Source organism: Mycobacterium florentinum, from assembly GCF_010730355.1.
In the GTDB taxonomy this organism is placed as follows: domain Bacteria; phylum Actinomycetota; class Actinomycetes; order Mycobacteriales; family Mycobacteriaceae; genus Mycobacterium; species Mycobacterium florentinum.
On sequence record NZ_AP022576.1, the window covers coordinates 2,226,614 to 2,242,881 of the forward strand.

The window sequence follows — 16,268 nt, forward strand, 5'->3', positions numbered from 1 at the left end:
GTCTCAGTCGAGCTCGGCCCAGGATTCGATGATCACCCGTGCGATCGAAATCGACCCGGGCAGAAGCAGTTTCGACTCCGACGAACTGCTCCAATCGCCGACCGCAAGCGCCGCGCGCACCTCGTCGCGAGTGAACCAGGCCGCCTCGGCGATCTCACCGTCGTTGAACGCGAACTCCTCGTCAGGGTCGCCCAGCGCATGGAAGCCGACCATCAGCGAACGCGGAAACGGCCACGGCTGGCTGCCCAGGTAGCGAACGTCGCTGACGTTCAGGCCGATTTCCTCACGGATCTCCCGGACCACGCAGACCTCGAAAGACTCTCCGGCTTCCACGAATCCGGCCAGCAGGGAGAACATTCGCTCGGGCCACACCGCCTGGCGGGCCAGCACCGCGCGGTCGCCGCCGTCGTGCACCAGGCAGATGACCGCCGGGTCGATGCGCGGGAACTCCTCGTGCCCGGTGACCGGGTTGACTCGCGACCAGCCCGCCCGGGCCGGTTTCGTCGGGGAGCCGTCGACCGCGCTGAATCGCGCCCTGTCATGCCAATTCAGCAGCGCGACGGCCGACGACACCAGTTGGCTGCTGGTGTCGTCGAAGATCGGGCCGAGACTGCGCAGGTTCAGCACTTCGGTTTGGACGTCCGGGTCCTCGGGCGATTGCAGCGCTCCGCGGATGGCCCAGACGTGCTGGCCGTTCTCGATGCGGCCGAGGAATACCGCGTCGTGCGGCGGCTTTTCGCCAAGTTCGGCCGCCGCGCCGAGTACCACCCGGCCATTGGCGACCAGCACCTGGTTGCGCGAATCGACCCGCAGCAGCGCCGCAGCCGCCCATCCGACAGTGGCCGCTTCGACGTCGGTGCGCAGTTGGTCGGCCCGGTCGGCGCCGACGCGCGAGAGCAACGGGACACTGCTGAGCTGGAAGTCCACTAGTGCCCCGCGTTTTTGATGTAGAGCAGCCGGTCGGTGGCCTCGATGGCATCCACTTCTGGTGCGCCGATGCGAAGCAGATGTCCGTCCCGCACGACGCCGAGCACGATGTCGCGCAGGTGCCGCGGCGATCCGCCGACTTCGCTCGCCTCCACTTCGCGTTCGGCGATGGCCAGCCCGGCGTCCGGGGTCAGCAGGTCTTCGATCATCTCCACGACGCTGGGCGTGGTGGTGGCAAGACCGAGCAGCCGGCCCGCGGTTTCCGATGAGACCACCACCGAGTCCGCGCCCGATTGCTGCAGCAGGTGCGAATTCTCGGCCTCCCGGATCGCGGCCACGATCTTGGCCTTGGGCGCGATCTCTCGCGCCGTCAGCGTCACGAGCACGGCGGTGTCGTCGCGGCTGGTGGCGACGATGATCGACGACGCGTGCTGGGCCCCGGCCAGCCGCAGCACGTCGGACTTGGTGCCGTCGCCGTGCACGGTGACCAGACCCGCGGTGGTGGCGTGCTCGAGGGCGCCGCGATCGGTGTCCACGACGACGATCTCGCCTTGGGCCGCCTCGTCACTGGCGATGGCTGCCACGGCCCGTTTCCCCTTGGTGCCGTACCCGATCACGATGGTGTGGTTGCGCACTCTGTTCCTCCAACGCTGGATTTTCCACCCCTGCCGGGACCGCTCCGAGAGCACCTCGAGCGTTGTTCCGACCAACACGACCAGGAACGCGATCCGCAGCGGAGTGAAGACGACGGTGTTGACCAGGCGTGCGGTTTCGGTGTACGGCGTGATGTCGCCGTAGCCGGTCGTCGACAGCGACACCGCCGAGAAATAGAGGCAGTCCAGGAACGTCAGCCGATCGCCGCGCACGTCGCGATAGCCATTGCGGTCGAGGTAGACGACGAAGGCGGCACCGAACAACAGCACCAGCGCGATGACCAGCCGCCGGGTGATGACGCGGGCGGGGCTGCCGTGGTCCTCGGGGATGCGCAGCACGCCGACCAGCAGGTGACCGGGCTGGGTGGTCAGTCTCTCGTCGAGACCCCGCAGCCGTGGCAATCTACCCTTGGGCACAGCGGTCCATCGTTGGCCGGACAACACCGCACGCCACACGCACGACTCAAATGTAACCACGATCGCCGGTCGGCAGACACTTGATCGCCTCAGACGGCGACACCGCGCTCGCCCGCGGCGTCGGGCTGGGGGTACCGCCCGCTCGCCGGGGCCAGCCCGGCCAGCTCGGTGAGATCGGGTAGTTCGTCGGGGACGACGGTGACACCGGTGCGCACGTAGTGGAACGCGGTCCGCACCGAGGACTCCGGGCATCCGGACAACGCCGCCCACGCCAGGCGGTAGACGGCGAGCTGGACGGCGGCCTGCCGCATCGCCTCGGCACCGCGCGGAGGTTCGCCCGTTTTCCAGTCCACCACCGTGGCGCCACCGTCGGGTTCGGCGAAGACGGCGTCGATGCGCCCACGCACCACGGTGTCGCCGATCGGCATCTCGAACGGGACCTCGACGGCAATGGGTGTGCGGGCCGCCCACTGCGACCGGGTGAACGCCTGCTGCAACACGGCCAGTTCCCCGGTGTGGCCCACATCGGAGTCGGCCGCACCCGGCAGGTCGCCCAGCTCGAACAGCCACTCGGTTCCGTAGAACTGTTGTACCCAAGAGTGAAAGGCGTTGCCCAGCAATGCATGTGGATCGGGGCGGGTCGGCAGGCGATGCACCAGCCGCTGCACCGCACCCTCGGGGTCGCGGGCCAGGTCCACCAGGCCGCTGACCGACAACTGGCTGGGCAGAGCGCGGACAACCCGTCGTTCGGCGCGGGCGCGCTCGGCCAGCAGCGCGTCGACGTCGGCAGCCCAGCCGTCGACGTCGACTTCGACGTCGACACAGTCTTGCGTCGCGCCGGCCGCCATAGCCCCGGCCACCAGCGCCGCTCCGCGTTCCACGTCGGGACGGCGCCGGGCCAGCGGATCGGCGGGCCATACCGCTTCGATTGCACTGTCGCGCAGCGGGTTCCGATCACCTTCGGCGGGTGCGGGGGCCCACTGCTCCACCACGCCGCAGGGATTACCCTCCGCGACCGATCGGTCGATGACGTCCTTGAGTTCGCACAGGAAGTCCGACGGCCCACGCGGTTTGATCCCGGTCGGGCCCCAGTGATGACCGGAGACCAGCAGCGTGTCCTCGGCCCGAGTGATCCCGACATACAACAGCCGGCGCTCTTCGTCGACGCGGCGCTGCTCCAGCTGGCGGCGATGCTCGGAGATCTCGTCCGACAGCTGCTTTCGATTGGTGACGTCCGAGAGGTCCAGCACCGGGATGCCCAGCGCGCCCGCCGAGGCGCGGTCCCCGCGCAGCAGCGGCGGTAGTTCGGCGGCGTCGGTGAGCCAGCTGCTGCGCGACGCGGTCGACGGGAATATTCCGCCGGACAGGTGCGCCACCGCGACGACCTCCCACTCCAGGCCCTTCGCGGAGTGCACGGTGAGCACCTGGACCCGGTCCCGAGCAACCGTCAACGGCGCAGGCGCCAAGCCGTTTTCGACGACCTCGGCGGCGTCCAGGTAGGCCAGCAGCCCCAGGACGGATGCCGCGGCGGACGCGTCGGTCGCGGTTGTGCGCTCCGCATATCCGGCGACCACGTCGGCGAAGGCGTCGAGGTGTTCGGCGCCGGCCCAGCCGCCATGGCCTGCGGCCGCGCGGACTTCGCAGTCGAGGCCCAGCGTGCGTCGCACCTCGGCGACCAGGTCGGGCAGCGAATGACCGAGGTGACCGCGCAGCGCGCTCAGCTCGGCGGCCAGCGCGGTGATGCGTTGATATCCCGTGACCGAATACGAGTTGGCCGCGCCGGGATCACCGATCGCGTCGGCCAGGCACGCGGTGTCGGCCCCTAAGCCTGAGGGACCGGCCGCCATCGCGATCGACTGTGCCGAGGATGCGTCGGCGGGGCGCCCCGCACCGAGGGTCGCCGCGCGCTGCCAGAGCGCGGCGATGTCCCGGCCGCCCAGTCGCCAGCGTGGCCCGGTCAGCACCCGCATCGCCGCCGCACCGGCCGTGGGGTCGGCGACCAGGCGCAGCATGGCCACCAGTTCGGCGACCTCCGGGATGGACAGCAGGCCGGCCAGCCCGACGACCTCGACCGGGATCCCGCGGGCGCGCAGCGCCTCGGCGACGGGTGCGGCATCGGCGTTGCGGCGCACCAGCACCGCGGCGGTCGGCGGGCTGACGCCGTCATCGCGCGACCGCTGGTAGTGCTCGTGCAGGTGGTCGGCGATCCACTCGCGCTCGGCCTGCGCGTCGGCCAGCAGTGCGGCGCGGACGGTGCCCGGCGGGGCGTCCGGGCGCGGCCGCAGGGCATGCACGGCCACGGATCGGCGTCGCGCCTCGGCCGAAATGGCGTTGGCGATGTGCAGCGTGCTGGGCGGGTTGCGCCAGCTGGTCCGCAGCTCCAGCACCGGCGCGGGTGTGCCGTCGGATTGCGGGAAGTCGGTGGTGAACCGGGGCAGATTGGTTGCCGAAGCGCCGCGCCAGCCGTAGATCGACTGAATCGGATCGCCGACGGCCGTGAGCGCCAGCCCATCGTCGACGCCGCCGCCGAACAGGGCCGACAACGCGATGCGCTGGGCGTGTCCGGTGTCCTGGTACTCGTCGAGCAGGACCACCCGGTAGCGGTTGCGCAAGTCCTCCCCGACTTGCGGGAAGTTCGCGGCAAGCCTTGCCGCCGAGGCCATTTGCACGCCGAAGTCCATGACCTTCGCGCTGCGCATCCGCTCCTGCAAGGCATCCAGCAGCGGTACCAGCTCGGTGCGCTCGGTCTGGGCGGCCAGCAGCCGCAGTAACCATTGGCTCGGTCCGCGGTCGCGTTGGTAGGGGCCGGCGGGCAGGGCGTGGACCAACCGCTCTAACTCCAGGTGGGTGTCGCGGAGCTGGCCGGTGTCGACCAGGTGCTCGGTGAGCTGGCCCCACAGCCGCAACACCATCGAGGTGACCGCGGCCGGCGTCTTGTCGGTGCTCAGCTGCCCGCCGTAGCCGTTGACCACGTCGAACGCCAGCTGCCACAGCTCGGTCTCGCTGAGCAGGCGGGTGTCGGGTTCGATCGACAGCAGCAGACCGTAGTCCCGCAGCAGCGAGCCGGCGAACGCGTGATAGGTGCTGACCGCCGGGGCGCCCGCCGATTCGAGGGTCACCGTGCCGGCCGTGCCCAAGCCGATACCGGCCAACCGGGCCAGCCGGGAGCGGACCCGGCGCAGCAGCTGTCCGGCTGCCTTGCGGGTGAACGTCAATCCCAGCACCTGACCGGGCTCGGCGTACCCGTTGGCGATCAGCCACACCACCCGCGCGGCCATCGTCTCGGTCTTGCCCGCGCCCGCACCGGCGATCACGACGAGCGGTCCCGGCGGCGCGGCGATGACGGCGGCCTGTTCGGCTGTGGGCGGGAAAAGCCCTAGCGCACTGGCTAATTCGTCCGGGCTGTAGCGCGGGGTCATGACGCCGAACCTTCGCCGTAGGCCGGGCACGACGGACGGACCGGGCAGTGCGAGCAGCCGTCGTTGCGCCGGGCGACGAATTGTGGACCGGCGGTCGCGTCGGCCGCGCGCGTGACGAGGTCGCGCCATTCGTCGCGGGCGGCCGGCGTCAGCGGATCCTGCTCTCGCACGGTGGCGCCCGCCGCCCCGCTCTTGGCGATGTAGACCAGCCGCGCGCCGCCGGGCTCATCGCCATCGGGCACGAGGCCTTCGGCCACCGCGAGCTGGTACATCGCCAGCTGAGCGTGCTGCTGGGCGTCGTCCTTGGTGACCGGCGTTTTGCCCGTCTTGATGTCGACGATCACCAGCCGGCCGGACCCGTCGCGTTCCAGCCGATCTACCCGGCCGCGCAACCGGACTTCGCCACCGTCGGCACGCGGCGTGCCGAGGACTCCGTCGACGTCCACCTCGACGCCGACCTCTCGCAGCTCGCTCCGCGTCTGCGCTCGCCACTCGACGAACGCCTCGATCATGGCGCGGTGCCGGGTCAGCTCGTTGGCCGAATGCCATCGGGCGTCGAAAGGCAGGTGCTCCCAAGCCCTTTCCAGCTCCGCCAACAGTTGCGTCTCGGTTTTGCCCGGCTCGGCGATCAGTGCGTGCAGCACCGAGCCGATTGTCGACCGCAGCTCTCGCGGGTTGGTCCCGCCGTGCCGCTCGACGAGCCAGCGCAGCGGGCAGTCGTTGAGGGTCTGCAGCGTCGATGGCGTCAACGTGACCGGATCGCGGCCGTCGCGCAGCGGATCGCTGGTGCTGACCGCGGTCAGCCCGTGCCAGCCCGACGGGTCGGCGCCGGGCACACCGGCGGCGGCCAGCCGAGCCAATTGCGTTGCCGCACAATGGCGAGCGGCATCGTCGACCGCACCGTCCGGCGCGCAGACGACACCGCGCAACCGGCCGACCAGCGCCGCGGTGGACAGCACGCGTGGTGCTGAAATCGGCTGTACACCAGGGCTATTAGCGTCCTCATCGGCCCACTGCGCGACCTCGAAGAAGAACGGCGAGGGCAGCGCGGCTCCCCCGTCCGCGCCGTCGCTGTCGCTGTCGACCGCGGTCACCAGCAGTCGACGCCGGGCCCGGCCCATCGCGGCCACCAGCAGCCTGCGCTCCTCGGCCAGCAGCGGCGCGCGCACCGAGGCGTCGGCGCCGACACCGTCCATGACGTCGAGCAGCCGCTGCGTGGCCAGCACACCACCGCGCGGAACGGTGTTGGGCCACAACCCATCCTGCAGGCCGGCGATGACCAACACGTCCCATTCGTGCCCCAGGGCGGCGTGGGCGCTGAGCACCTGGACCTGCTCGGTCGTCGACGCGGGCTCGGTCTTGACGCCCGGCAGCTGCAGCGCCGCGACGTGCTCGAGCAGACCGCGCAGTGACGCCCCGGGGGTGCGCGACACGTATTGATCGGTGACGTCGAACAATGCCGTCACTGCCTCGAGGTCCCTGGTGGCCTGGGTCGCGGCGGAGCCGCCACGCTCGCTGGCCGCCAACCAGCGGCGTTGCAGACCTGACCGGTGCCACGCCGCCCAGAGCGTGTAGCGCGGGTCTTGCCCGTCGCGGTGGCAGCGCGCGGCCGCGTCGAGGACGCCACGTATGCGCTGCAGCGGCCGGGACCCGGACGTCGGCGCCCCGGCGCCCAGCGCGGCCACCAATACGTCGCCGAAATCCCCTGCCACGTCAGCGGGTTTGCCGCGCGTCAGCGTTCGGCGCAGCTGCCGCAGCGAGACCGGGTCGACGCGGCCGATGGGCCCGGTCAGCAATGCCAGCGCCCGGTCGCCGTCCAGACCCTCGGCCGTCGCGGCCAGCACCGTGAGCATTGCCCGCACCGCGGGCCCCTCGGTCAGCGACCCGCTCACCGCGGATGCGGCCACCGGCACCCCGGCGGCCGCCAGCGCTCGCGGCAACCGGGCGCCGGCTCGCGGCACCGACCGCACGATCACCGCCATCTGCGACCACGGCACGTTGTCGACGAGATGCGCACGCCGCAGCGCGTCGGCGATCATCGCGGCCTCCGCGTGCGCCGAGGCCGCCAGCCGAACGCTGACGGATCCCTCCTCGGCGCCGGTGCCCTCGATCGCCCGGCCGTCGCTGCTGCCGGGTAGCCGTCGCGCGATCCCGGTGACGGCGCGCGCCACCGCCGGCGCACACCGATGCGACCGCGTCAGCGTCACCGACGGGGCTTCGCCGTCCAACAGCCCGGCCGGCTCGCCGCCGCGGAAGCCGAACACCGCCTGGTTGGGATCCCCGGCGACCAGCGCCAGTTCGCTTCCCGCCGCCAGCACCCGGACCAGGCGGGCCGCCTGCGGGTCGAGTTGCTGCGCGTCGTCGACCAACAGAACCCGGATGCGGGCGCGCTCGGCGGCCAACAGTTCGGCGTCAACCGCGAACGCCTCCAGAGCGGCACCGACCAGTTCGGCGGCACCCAGCGCCGGCGTCGTCGCCGTTCCGACCGCCGCGCGAAGCAACATCACCTGCTCGTACTGTTGCGCGAATCGGCCCGCCGCGGTCCATTCCGGCCGTCGGGACCGCCGGCCGAGGCGCTGCAGCTCTTGTGGATCCACACCCCGTTCCGCGCAGCGCGCCAACAGGTTTCGCAATTCGGTGGCGAATCCCGCGGTGCTCAGGGCGGGCCACAGATGCGCCGGCCACGCACAGGTGCCGGCCTCCTCGAGGTCGCCGGCCAGCAGCTCGCGGATGATGGCGTCCTGTTCGGCGCTGGTGACCAGCCGCGGCGGAGCGTCGCCGGCGCGTTCGGCCGCCCGGCGCAACACCGCGTAGGCGTAGCTGTGCACGGTGCGCACGACCGGCTCACGGATCGCCGAGGTGCCCGGGCCGGTCGCGCGCAGCAATGCCATCGTCAACGCGCTGCGCTGCCGCATCCCGATCCGGCCCGAACCGGTAAGCAGCAGAACCGATTCCGGATCGATGCCGCGGTCGACCGCAGCGACCGCGGCATCGACGAGCAGGCTGGTCTTTCCGGTGCCCGGGCCGCCCAGGATGCGGACCGAGCCGCGGGCATCCGGCGCCAGCACGGCTCCCGCCTCGGCACCCCAAGTCAACGACATACGGGCATGACATCACGAGGGTCTGACAAGTCGGTTCGGCTACGACCGGCGGTGTCGCCCGGGCCTGGCATCATCGACGCGTGACCACCGACCTTCACGTGCACCGCTTCGGTCCGTCGGGCCCGGTGCAGCTGCTCGCCCTGCACGGACTGACCGGCCACGGCCAGCGGTGGCAACAGTTGGGCGAGTATCTGCCCGAAATCACCATCGCCGCTCCCGATCTGCTCGGCCACGGCAGGTCGTCATGGGCCGCCCCGTGGACCATCGACGCCAACGTCGCGGCGCTGGCCGCGCTGCTCGACGAGGTGGCGCAGGCCCCGGTCCTGGTCGTCGGGCACTCTTTCGGCGGCGGGCTGGCAATGAACTTGGCCGCGACCCGGCCGGACCTGGTGGCGGCGCTACTGCTGCTCGACCCCGCGGTCGGCTTGGACGGCGGCTGGACCAGCCGGATCGCCGAGGCGATGTTCTCCTCACCCGACTACCCGGATCCCGCGGAAGCCCGGATGGAAAAGGCAACCGGCTCTTGGGTGGACGTCGATCCCGCGGTGCTCGACGCCGAACTCGACGAGCATCTGGTCCGGCTACCCAGCGGACGGTACGGCTGGCGGGTCAGTCTGCCCGCGATGATGTCCTACTGGAGCGAGTTGGCCCGTCCCACCGTGCTTCCGCCCGCGGGAACCCCGACGACGTTGGTGCGCGCGGCGTGGACGTCGCCGCCCTACGTCACCGACCAGCTCGTCACGGGTCTGCGGGAACGACTGGGATCCGATTTCGAGCTGCTGACCTACGAGTGCAACCACATGGTGCCCGGCGCCAAGCCGACCGAGGTCGCCGCGCTGATCCGCAAGCAACTCGGAGCGCGCTGACCCATGGCGCCGGTGACCGAGGAGCAAGTCGAACGGGTGCGCGCGCTGGTGGCCGCGATCCCCTCCGGCCGCGTCTGTACCTACGGCGACATCGCCGCTGTCGCAGGGCTTTCCAGCCCGCGGATCGTCGGGTGGATCATGCGGACCGACTCCTCCGACCTGCCCTGGCACCGGGTGATCACCGCATCCGGACGCCCGGCCCGGCATTTGACGACGCGGCAACTCGAACTACTGCGCGCCGAAGGAGTTCTCGCCGTCGACGGCAGGGTTGCGCTCGACGAGGTTCGGTACGAGTTTCCGCCGGACTAGATGTACTGCCCAGGCAGGTTGGTTGAGGAAGTGTGACGACACGCTGTAGCGGTCGTTGATGGGTGAAGGTCTCCTGTCGTGGAGTGGAGCTGCTACCACTGCACCCACAACGAACAGGAGACCTTCGTGGTCCACGCTAATGCCGTATTGACCCCTCGTGGGCGGTTGTTGCTCGCGCGCCGCATTGTTGACGAAGGCTGGCCGATTGCCCGGGCAGCCGAACATTTCCGTGTGTCCTGGCCAACCGCCAAGCGTTGGGCTAGCCGCTATGTGGCCATGGGTGTGGTCGGGATGGGCGATCGGTCGAGCCGGCCACACCACTGTCCCAGCCGCACTCCAGAGGTTGTTGTCCGGCGGATCGTGGCGTTGCGGTGGCGGCACCGCCTCTCGCCGTTAGCGATCGCGTCGCGTCTGTCGATGCCGGCCTCGACGGTTCACGCGGTGCTGGTTCGGTGTCGACTGAACCGGTTGTCCCACATCGATATCCGCACGGGTGAGCGGATTCGCCGCTACGAGCACGAACACCCAGGCTCGCTGATCCACGTCGATGTCAAGAAACTGGGCAACATTCCTGTTGGCGGCGGGTGGCGGTTCGTCGGACGTGCGCAGGGCAGCAAGAATCGCGCGGCGACGCCTGGCATCCGCCGCAGCCGCAATCGCGATGAGCTGCTCGGCCACGCCTTTGTCCATACCGTCGTCGACGACCACTCCCGGGCGGCCTATGCCGAGATCCACGACGATGAAACCGCCGACACTGCTATAGCGGTCCTACGCCGAGCAGTGAGTTGGTTCCGCGCGCGGGGAGTCGTCGTTGAACGAGTGATTTCCGACAACGGCAGCTGTTATAAGTCCAAGGCCTGGCGACACGCGTGTTCAGAGCTCGGCGTCAAGCCAAAACACACCCGCCCATATCGGCCTCAGACCAACGGCAAAGCAGAGCGCTTCCACCGCACAATGGCAGCAGAATGGGCATTCAGCCGTCACTACCACAGCGAAGCCCAGCGCCGGTCCGCATTAGCACCCTGGCTGCATACCTACAATCACCATCGGCAACACTCAGCGATCGGGAAGGTCCCGCCCATCACACGGTTGACCAACCTGCCTGGGCAGTACACCTAGAGCACCAGGCGGATCAGGGCCGCCGTGCGGGCCAGGCCCGGGAATGCTTCGGCGGTCGAACGTGGATGCAGTGCGTGCACCGCCAGACGGAACATCAACGCGCGCAACAACATCTGTGGCCATTCCGGCAGGGCGTTCCAGCGTTCGATCAGTCCGTCGTCGGCCTCACCCCAGGACAGCGCGTCGACGACGACCACACCGGCGGCCCACGACGCGGGACGCCAGTACGGCGTGATGTCGGTGATGCCCGGCGCCGCGGTGCCGACGAAAAGCACCGTCCCGTAGAGATCGCCGTGCACCAGCTGGTTGGGACTCTTGGTCGGCTTGCGCAGCGTGGCGAGCTGGGTGATCAGCTCGACCGAGCGCTCGGCGTCGGCGCTGGGCGGAGCGGTACGCGCGCCCGGCGGAATCGACTGCAGCGGTCGCTCTTCCCACGCGCTGCGGTCGGCGGCGATGAACACGTCGACGTCCGCCCATGGCGTGGTCGGTCCCTGGGTGAGGAATCGGGGGCGCTCCAGTTTGCCGGTGGCCTCGTGCAGGCGCACCGCCGCCGAGACGACTTCGTCGTGGCGGGGCTCCGGCGTGCCGGCGACAAACGTGTCCGCTCGCCATCCCGAGACCACGTAGCGGCCGTCGGTCGAGCGGACCGGCCGGGCCAGCCGCACGCCGTCGACGAACAGCGTTTCCCGCACCCGCGCAGACCAGGCCGCGCGCGCATGGTCCGCCACGGTGGAGAGGACGACTTCCCCGCATCGCCAGCCGCCCTCCCAGCTGGCGCCCAGGGCGATGGGCTTGACGCCGGCCAAACCAAACGCCGAAAGCACGTGCTCCGGCGGTGGTTCGACGTTCACGGGAGTTAGCCTAGCCGGGCGACGATGCGCGTCGTCACGACGCGCTGGGGAGCCCCGCAATCCAGCTCAGCCGGACGACGATGCGCGTCGTCACGATGCGCCGATGCGTCAGTACATGACCATGTCGGGCTGCATCTGTTGCGCCCACGCCACGATTCCGCCCTGCAAGTGGACGGCATCGGCAAAACCGGCCTTCTTGACCGCTGCAAGCGCCTCGGCCGAGCGCACGCCCGTCTTGCAATACAGCACCGCCTTGCGGTCGTGCGGCAGCTTTGCCAGACCCTCGCCGGAGCTGATCAACGACTTGGGGATCAGCTGGGCGCCGTCGATGTGATTGATGTCCCACTCGACCGGCTCGCGAACGTCGATCAGGGCCAGCTTCTTGCCCGAGTCGAGCAGCGCCCGCAACTCCCGCGGGGTGATCGTCGAGCCGGTGGCGGCCTGCGCCGCGCCTTCGGAAACCGCACCGCAGAATGCCTCGTAGTCGATCAGCTCGGTGATCTTCGGCGTGGCCGGGTCCTTGCGGATCTTGATCGTGCGGTAGCTCATCTCCAGCGCGTCGTAGATCATCAACCGGCCCAGCAGTGGCTCGCCGATACCGGTGATCAGCTTGATCGCCTCCGTGCCCATCACCGACGCGATCGACGCGCAGATGATGCCCAGCACGCCTCCTTCGGCGCACGAGGGCACCATGCCGGGCGGCGGCGGCTCCGGGTAGAGGTCGCGGTAGTTCAGGCCACGCTCATTGCCGGCCTCATCGGCCGGAGCGTCTTCCCAGAACACCGAAACCTGACCCTCGAAGCGGTAGATCGACCCCCAGATGTATGGCTTTCCGGCCAGCACCGCGGCATCGTTGACCAGGTACCGGGTGGCGAAGTTGTCGGTGCCGTCCACAATCAGGTCGTACTGCCCGAACAGGTCGACGGCGTTGCTGGCCTCCAGCCGGAATTCGTGAAGTCGCACCTCGACCAGCGGATTGATCGCGTGGATCGAATCGCGGGCCGACTGCGCCTTGGCGCGTCCGACGTCGGCGACGCCGTGGATGATCTGGCGCTGCAGGTTCGACTCGTCGACGACGTCGAAGTCGACGATGCCGATCGTCCCGACGCCGGCCGCGGCCAGGTACAGCAGCGCCGGGGCGCCGAGTCCGCCGGCGCCGATCACCAGCACCCGCGCGTTCTTCAGCCGCTTCTGCCCGTCCACACCAATGTCCGGAATGATCAAGTGGCGGCTGTAGCGCGCCACTTCGTGGCGACTCAGCTCGCCGGCAGGCTCAACTAGTGGCGGCAACGATGTGGACACCCGACATCTCCTCGGTCGACTTCGCTACTCAACAATTACAGTCAACGCCTCAATCGCCGAGATTGCTTCCCCCAGGCGATCGAGCCTGCGACAGCGGCGTCGAGCCTGCGCACAGATCGCGGTTTGCCCATTGACCCAAGCCCTGAGCGCAGTCTCGGCGCGCCGCAGCAGGGTCAGGCGATCGGATACGGCCAGGGGTTGAAGCGGCAGGTCTTGCCGTCGGCCTTGACGTATTCGGGGTCGAACTTCGCGGCGTCGTCGTTGGACGTGGAGAAGGTCTGCTGCATCATCACCGGCGCCAATCCGCCCTGCTTGTCGCAGGGTTCGTGGCGCACGTAGCCGATGGCGTGGCCCACCTCGTGATCGATCACGTACTGCCGGTACGAGCCGACGTCTCCCTCGAACGGCACGGCGCCGCGCACCCAGCGCGCCTCGTTGATGAACACCCGCGCCTCCCGGTTCGGGCCGTAGACCGGGTTGTAGCAGGAGGTCTCCAGCCGGAATTCGTAGCCGCACCCCTCGCGCACCGTCACCGGCGACACCAGCGAAATGCGGAAGTCGGGTTTCCCGTTGTCGATCCTGACGAACGCGAATTGCGGATTGTGCGTCCAGCCTTTGGGGTTGGCCAGCGTCTGATCGACCATCGTGGCGAAAGCGTCTTCACCGCCGAACATCGCGGGGTCCAGGCCGTTCTCGACCTCGACGGTGTACCGGAACACCTTGGCCGTGCCCTGACCGATCTGCGGCGTGGTGCCGGGCACGACGCTCCAGGTCTTGTCGCCGGCTTCGGTGAACGGGCCGCCATCCGGCAGTGTCCCGGCGGGGAGGTTGGCGTCGAAGGTGGCCAGGCCGCGCGGCGGTGCGTCGAGGATGGCCGTGCCCACCGCCCCGATGGCTGGGGGCCCCTGGATGGCGGGCTTACTTGCCGTCGGTTGCGGCGCGCCGACGCCGGTCACCGTCTGGTAGAGGACCACCGCGGTCAGCGCCACCAGAACGGGCAGCGCATAGGCGCGCCAGCCGTACGTGGAGATGAACCGGCCCAGCCACGTTTGCTTCCGCCACTGGCGGCCACGGTCGCGATCGGCCCGGGCGCGCCCGGTGCCCAACGCGATCGGGTCCCGCAGCGCGCGAAGCGGTTCTCGCCACTCGTCACGCAGCACCGGCACTCGACCGGGGCCGGGCACGGGCGGCTCGGACGTCATTGCCCCAGGATGGCACAGCCGGGACCGTGGGTGCCCCTGGCGCGCCCTACGACACCGGTTCAGCCTGCGTCGACAGTGCCGATGCCGGTCGCAGGTACCCCATGGGTAGTAATGTCTGTGCGACGAGCGGCGCGCGGCTGGCCCGTCGATGCGGATGGTCGGCCGCCACAATTCAAATGAGGATCAAGTGAGCGATCTCGCCAAGTCGGCGGCACGGCGTGCCGTCAGAACGGGTGACCGGGGTCGGCCGAGTGACGGCATAGCGACCTCGAACCGGCGGGGTAACCGGTTGCCGCGCGACGAACGTCGCGGCCAATTACTGATCGTAGCCAGCGATGTGTTTGTCGACCACGGCTATCACGCGGCAGGCATGGACGAGATCGCCGATCGGGCAGGGGTCAGCAAACCCGTTCTGTATCAACACTTTTCCAGCAAGCTCGAGCTGTATCTGGCGGTGCTCGATCGCCACGTCGAGAACCTGGTTTCGGGCGTGCAGAACGCCCTGAGCACCACCACCGACAACCGGCAGCGGTTGCGTGCGGCGATCCAGGCGTTCTTCGATTTCATCGAGCACGACAGCCAGGGCTATCGGCTGATTTTCGAGAACGACTTCGTCACCGAGCCCGAGGTCGCCACCCAGGTGCGAGCAGCCACCGAATCGTGCATCGACGCGGTTTTCGCGCTGATCAGCGCCGATTCCGGACTGGATCCGCACCGCGCCCGAATGATCGCGGTGGGATTGGTCGGCATCAGCGTCGACTGCGCCAGGTACTGGCTGGACTCCGACCGCCCGATCTCGAAATCGGACGCCGTCGACGGCACCGTCGCGTTCGCCTGGGGAGGGCTGTCACACGTGCCGCTTACTCGCTCTTAGCGGCCTTCCCGGTCTTCGCCCCGGCGTCCGCTCCGATTCCGAAGCCGACCCGACGGCCGTCGGCGGCACCGATCTCGACGTAGGCAATCTTGGCGGTGTGGATCAGGAAGCGGCGGCCCTTCTCGTCGGTCAGGCCCAGCAGTCCCGAGCCTTCACGAAGTGCGGCGCTCACGGCATCTTCGACCTCCGCGGGCGTCTGGGCGCTGGCGAACACCAGCTCGCGCGGACTGTCCGTGATACCGACCTTGACCTCCACGATGGCCCCTTCCGTTGATATTCCGTCGCAGGCGTGTCAGCTGCAGGTTAATGGACGCCGCCGGTGCACTCCGAGCAGAGGGGCACCGGGGACGGTTCGCGGTCAGCGAAACCGTTTCTAACGACAGATAACGATTGGCTCCCAGCTGGGTCAAGGTGGCGCACGGCGCCCGTTCTTGTACCTTCACGTCCGTAACATCGGCATCATCAGAAACACACTCGACGATCGCAACGGCCTAGCTTGTGGCCCCGGCCACGACTACCCCGATGACGACTACGACGGAGCCGACTACGACGGCTACGACGATGACGAGTACGCCGACGACGAGGACCACGAGGAGTACGAGGAGTACGACGAGCTCAAGGAGCTCCTCTGGCCCATCGGAGGCATGCGCCCGGCCGTCGCGGTGCTCGGTGCAGTAGTGGCGATCGGCGCGATCGCGACCGCGGTGATCATCAACAGCGGCGACAGCGCGTCGACGAAGGCCACCATCGCGCCACCGGCTCCCACGACGGTGAGCGCCGCACCCCGGACCACCAGCCCGCCGAGCGCGTCACAGCGCCCGGCACCGAGCACCTCGCGGGCGCCGCAGCTACCACCGGAAACGGTCACCACCTTGGCGCCGCCGAGCGCGGCGCTGACGACTCCGCCGCTGGCCGTGCCGCCTCCCGCGGTCGTATCGCCCAGGGCCACAGTCAATCCGAGCACCATCTACTACAGCGTGACCGGGACGAAGACGCTGCTGGATCTGGTGAACGTCGTCTACACCGACGCCCGTGGCTACCCGCAGACCGAGTTCAATGTGTCGCTACCGTGGACGAAGGTGGTCGTGCTGAATCCGGGCGTGACGACCCAGTCCGTCGTCGCGACCAGCATCGTGGGCAAGCTCAATTGCGCGATCGTCAACGCCTTGGGCCAGGTCGAGGTGGCGTCGGCCAACAACGCGAACCTGGCGACCTGCACCAAGTAGGA

The 16,268-nt window shown here is 69.3% G+C and carries 13 protein-coding genes; 5 read left to right on the forward strand and 8 right to left on the reverse strand.

Annotation, left to right across the window (positions count from 1 at the left end):
• Positions 1-3: 3 nt before the first annotated feature.
• The 4 genes from nudC to G6N55_RS10405 all read right to left on the reverse strand — a co-directional run bounded on the left by nudC (position 4) and on the right by G6N55_RS10405 (position 8,517).
• On the reverse strand, positions 4-927 hold the full coding sequence (gene nudC, locus G6N55_RS10390) for an NAD(+) diphosphatase (protein WP_085223084.1): 924 nt from the start codon (positions 925-927) through the stop codon (positions 4-6).
• Positions 927-1,997 (reverse strand): potassium channel family protein, encoded by a 1,071-nt coding sequence (locus G6N55_RS10395; RefSeq protein ID WP_085223095.1) that lies wholly within the window; start codon positions 1,995-1,997, stop codon positions 927-929. The genes nudC and G6N55_RS10395 overlap by 1 nt, the downstream gene beginning before the upstream one ends.
• Before the next feature lie 89 nt (positions 1,998-2,086).
• Positions 2,087-5,416: an ATP-dependent helicase gene (locus G6N55_RS10400; RefSeq protein WP_085223086.1), complete on the reverse strand. Its 3,330-nt coding sequence runs from the start codon at positions 5,414-5,416 to the stop codon at positions 2,087-2,089.
• Positions 5,413-8,517, reverse strand: a complete 3,105-nt coding sequence (locus G6N55_RS10405) for an ATP-dependent helicase (protein ID WP_085223088.1) — start codon at positions 8,515-8,517, stop codon at positions 5,413-5,415. The genes G6N55_RS10400 and G6N55_RS10405 overlap by 4 nt, the downstream gene beginning before the upstream one ends.
• An 80-nt stretch (positions 8,518-8,597) precedes the next feature.
• On the opposite strand from G6N55_RS10405, the gene G6N55_RS10410 reads away from it, so the two are divergent.
• From G6N55_RS10410 to G6N55_RS10420, 3 genes are all read left to right on the forward strand, one after another.
• Complete coding sequence (locus tag G6N55_RS10410; protein ID WP_085223090.1) at positions 8,598-9,383, forward strand: alpha/beta fold hydrolase; 786 nt, start codon at positions 8,598-8,600, stop codon at positions 9,381-9,383.
• Between the two features lie 3 nt (positions 9,384-9,386).
• Positions 9,387-9,692, forward strand: a complete 306-nt coding sequence (locus tag G6N55_RS10415) for an MGMT family protein (protein WP_085223092.1) — start codon at positions 9,387-9,389, stop codon at positions 9,690-9,692.
• A 126-nt stretch (positions 9,693-9,818) separates the two neighbouring features.
• Complete coding sequence (locus tag G6N55_RS10420; protein WP_163667730.1) at positions 9,819-10,811, forward strand: IS481 family transposase; 993 nt, start codon at positions 9,819-9,821, stop codon at positions 10,809-10,811.
• On the opposite strand, the gene G6N55_RS10425 is transcribed toward G6N55_RS10420, so the two are convergent.
• The 3 genes from G6N55_RS10425 to G6N55_RS10435 all read right to left on the reverse strand — a co-directional run bounded on the left by G6N55_RS10425 (position 10,808) and on the right by G6N55_RS10435 (position 14,166).
• Positions 10,808-11,662 carry a TIGR02569 family protein gene (locus G6N55_RS10425; protein WP_085220088.1) on the reverse strand — a complete coding sequence of 285 codons (855 nt, stop codon included), beginning with the start codon at positions 11,660-11,662 and terminating at the stop codon, positions 10,808-10,810. The two genes, G6N55_RS10420 and G6N55_RS10425, sit on opposite strands and share 4 nt — an antisense overlap.
• Before the next feature lie 108 nt (positions 11,663-11,770).
• Positions 11,771-12,964, reverse strand: a complete 1,194-nt coding sequence (moeZ, locus tag G6N55_RS10430) for an adenylyltransferase/sulfurtransferase MoeZ (RefSeq protein WP_085220087.1) — start codon at positions 12,962-12,964, stop codon at positions 11,771-11,773.
• Positions 12,965-13,137: 173 nt separating this feature from the next.
• Entirely contained in the window at positions 13,138-14,166 is a 1,029-nt protein-coding gene (locus G6N55_RS10435; RefSeq protein WP_085220086.1) for a DUF3152 domain-containing protein, read from the reverse strand.
• A gap of 187 nt (positions 14,167-14,353) precedes the next feature.
• On the opposite strand from G6N55_RS10435, the gene G6N55_RS10440 reads away from it, so the two are divergent.
• Positions 14,354-15,040: a TetR/AcrR family transcriptional regulator gene (locus G6N55_RS10440; RefSeq protein ID WP_085220115.1), complete on the forward strand. Its 687-nt coding sequence runs from the start codon at positions 14,354-14,356 to the stop codon at positions 15,038-15,040.
• On the opposite strand, the gene G6N55_RS10445 is transcribed toward G6N55_RS10440, so the two are convergent.
• Positions 15,027-15,296, reverse strand: a complete 270-nt coding sequence (locus G6N55_RS10445) for a DUF3107 domain-containing protein (RefSeq protein WP_085220085.1) — start codon at positions 15,294-15,296, stop codon at positions 15,027-15,029. The two genes, G6N55_RS10440 and G6N55_RS10445, sit on opposite strands and share 14 nt — an antisense overlap.
• A gap of 196 nt (positions 15,297-15,492) precedes the next feature.
• Here G6N55_RS10445 and G6N55_RS10450 point away from each other — a divergent pair, with 196 nt between their 5' ends.
• Complete coding sequence (locus G6N55_RS10450) at positions 15,493-16,266, forward strand: MmpS family transport accessory protein (protein WP_372517581.1); 774 nt, start codon at positions 15,493-15,495, stop codon at positions 16,264-16,266.
• Positions 16,267-16,268: the final 2 nt, after the last annotated feature.

Bases quoted from the DNA above. Each gene is read 5' to 3' on its own strand.
- G6N55_RS10400 (WP_085223086.1), bottom strand. From the start codon at position 5,416: ATGACCCCGCGCTACAGCCCGGACGAATTAGCCAGTGCGCTAGGGCTT.
- G6N55_RS10405 (WP_085223088.1), bottom strand. From the start codon at position 8,517: ATGTCGTTGACTTGGGGTGCCGAGGCGGGAGCCGTGCTGGCGCCGGAT.
- G6N55_RS10415 (WP_085223092.1), top strand. From the start codon at position 9,387: ATGGCGCCGGTGACCGAGGAGCAAGTCGAACGGGTGCGCGCGCTGGTG.
- G6N55_RS10435 (WP_085220086.1), bottom strand. From the start codon at position 14,166: ATGACGTCCGAGCCGCCCGTGCCCGGCCCCGGTCGAGTGCCGGTGCTG.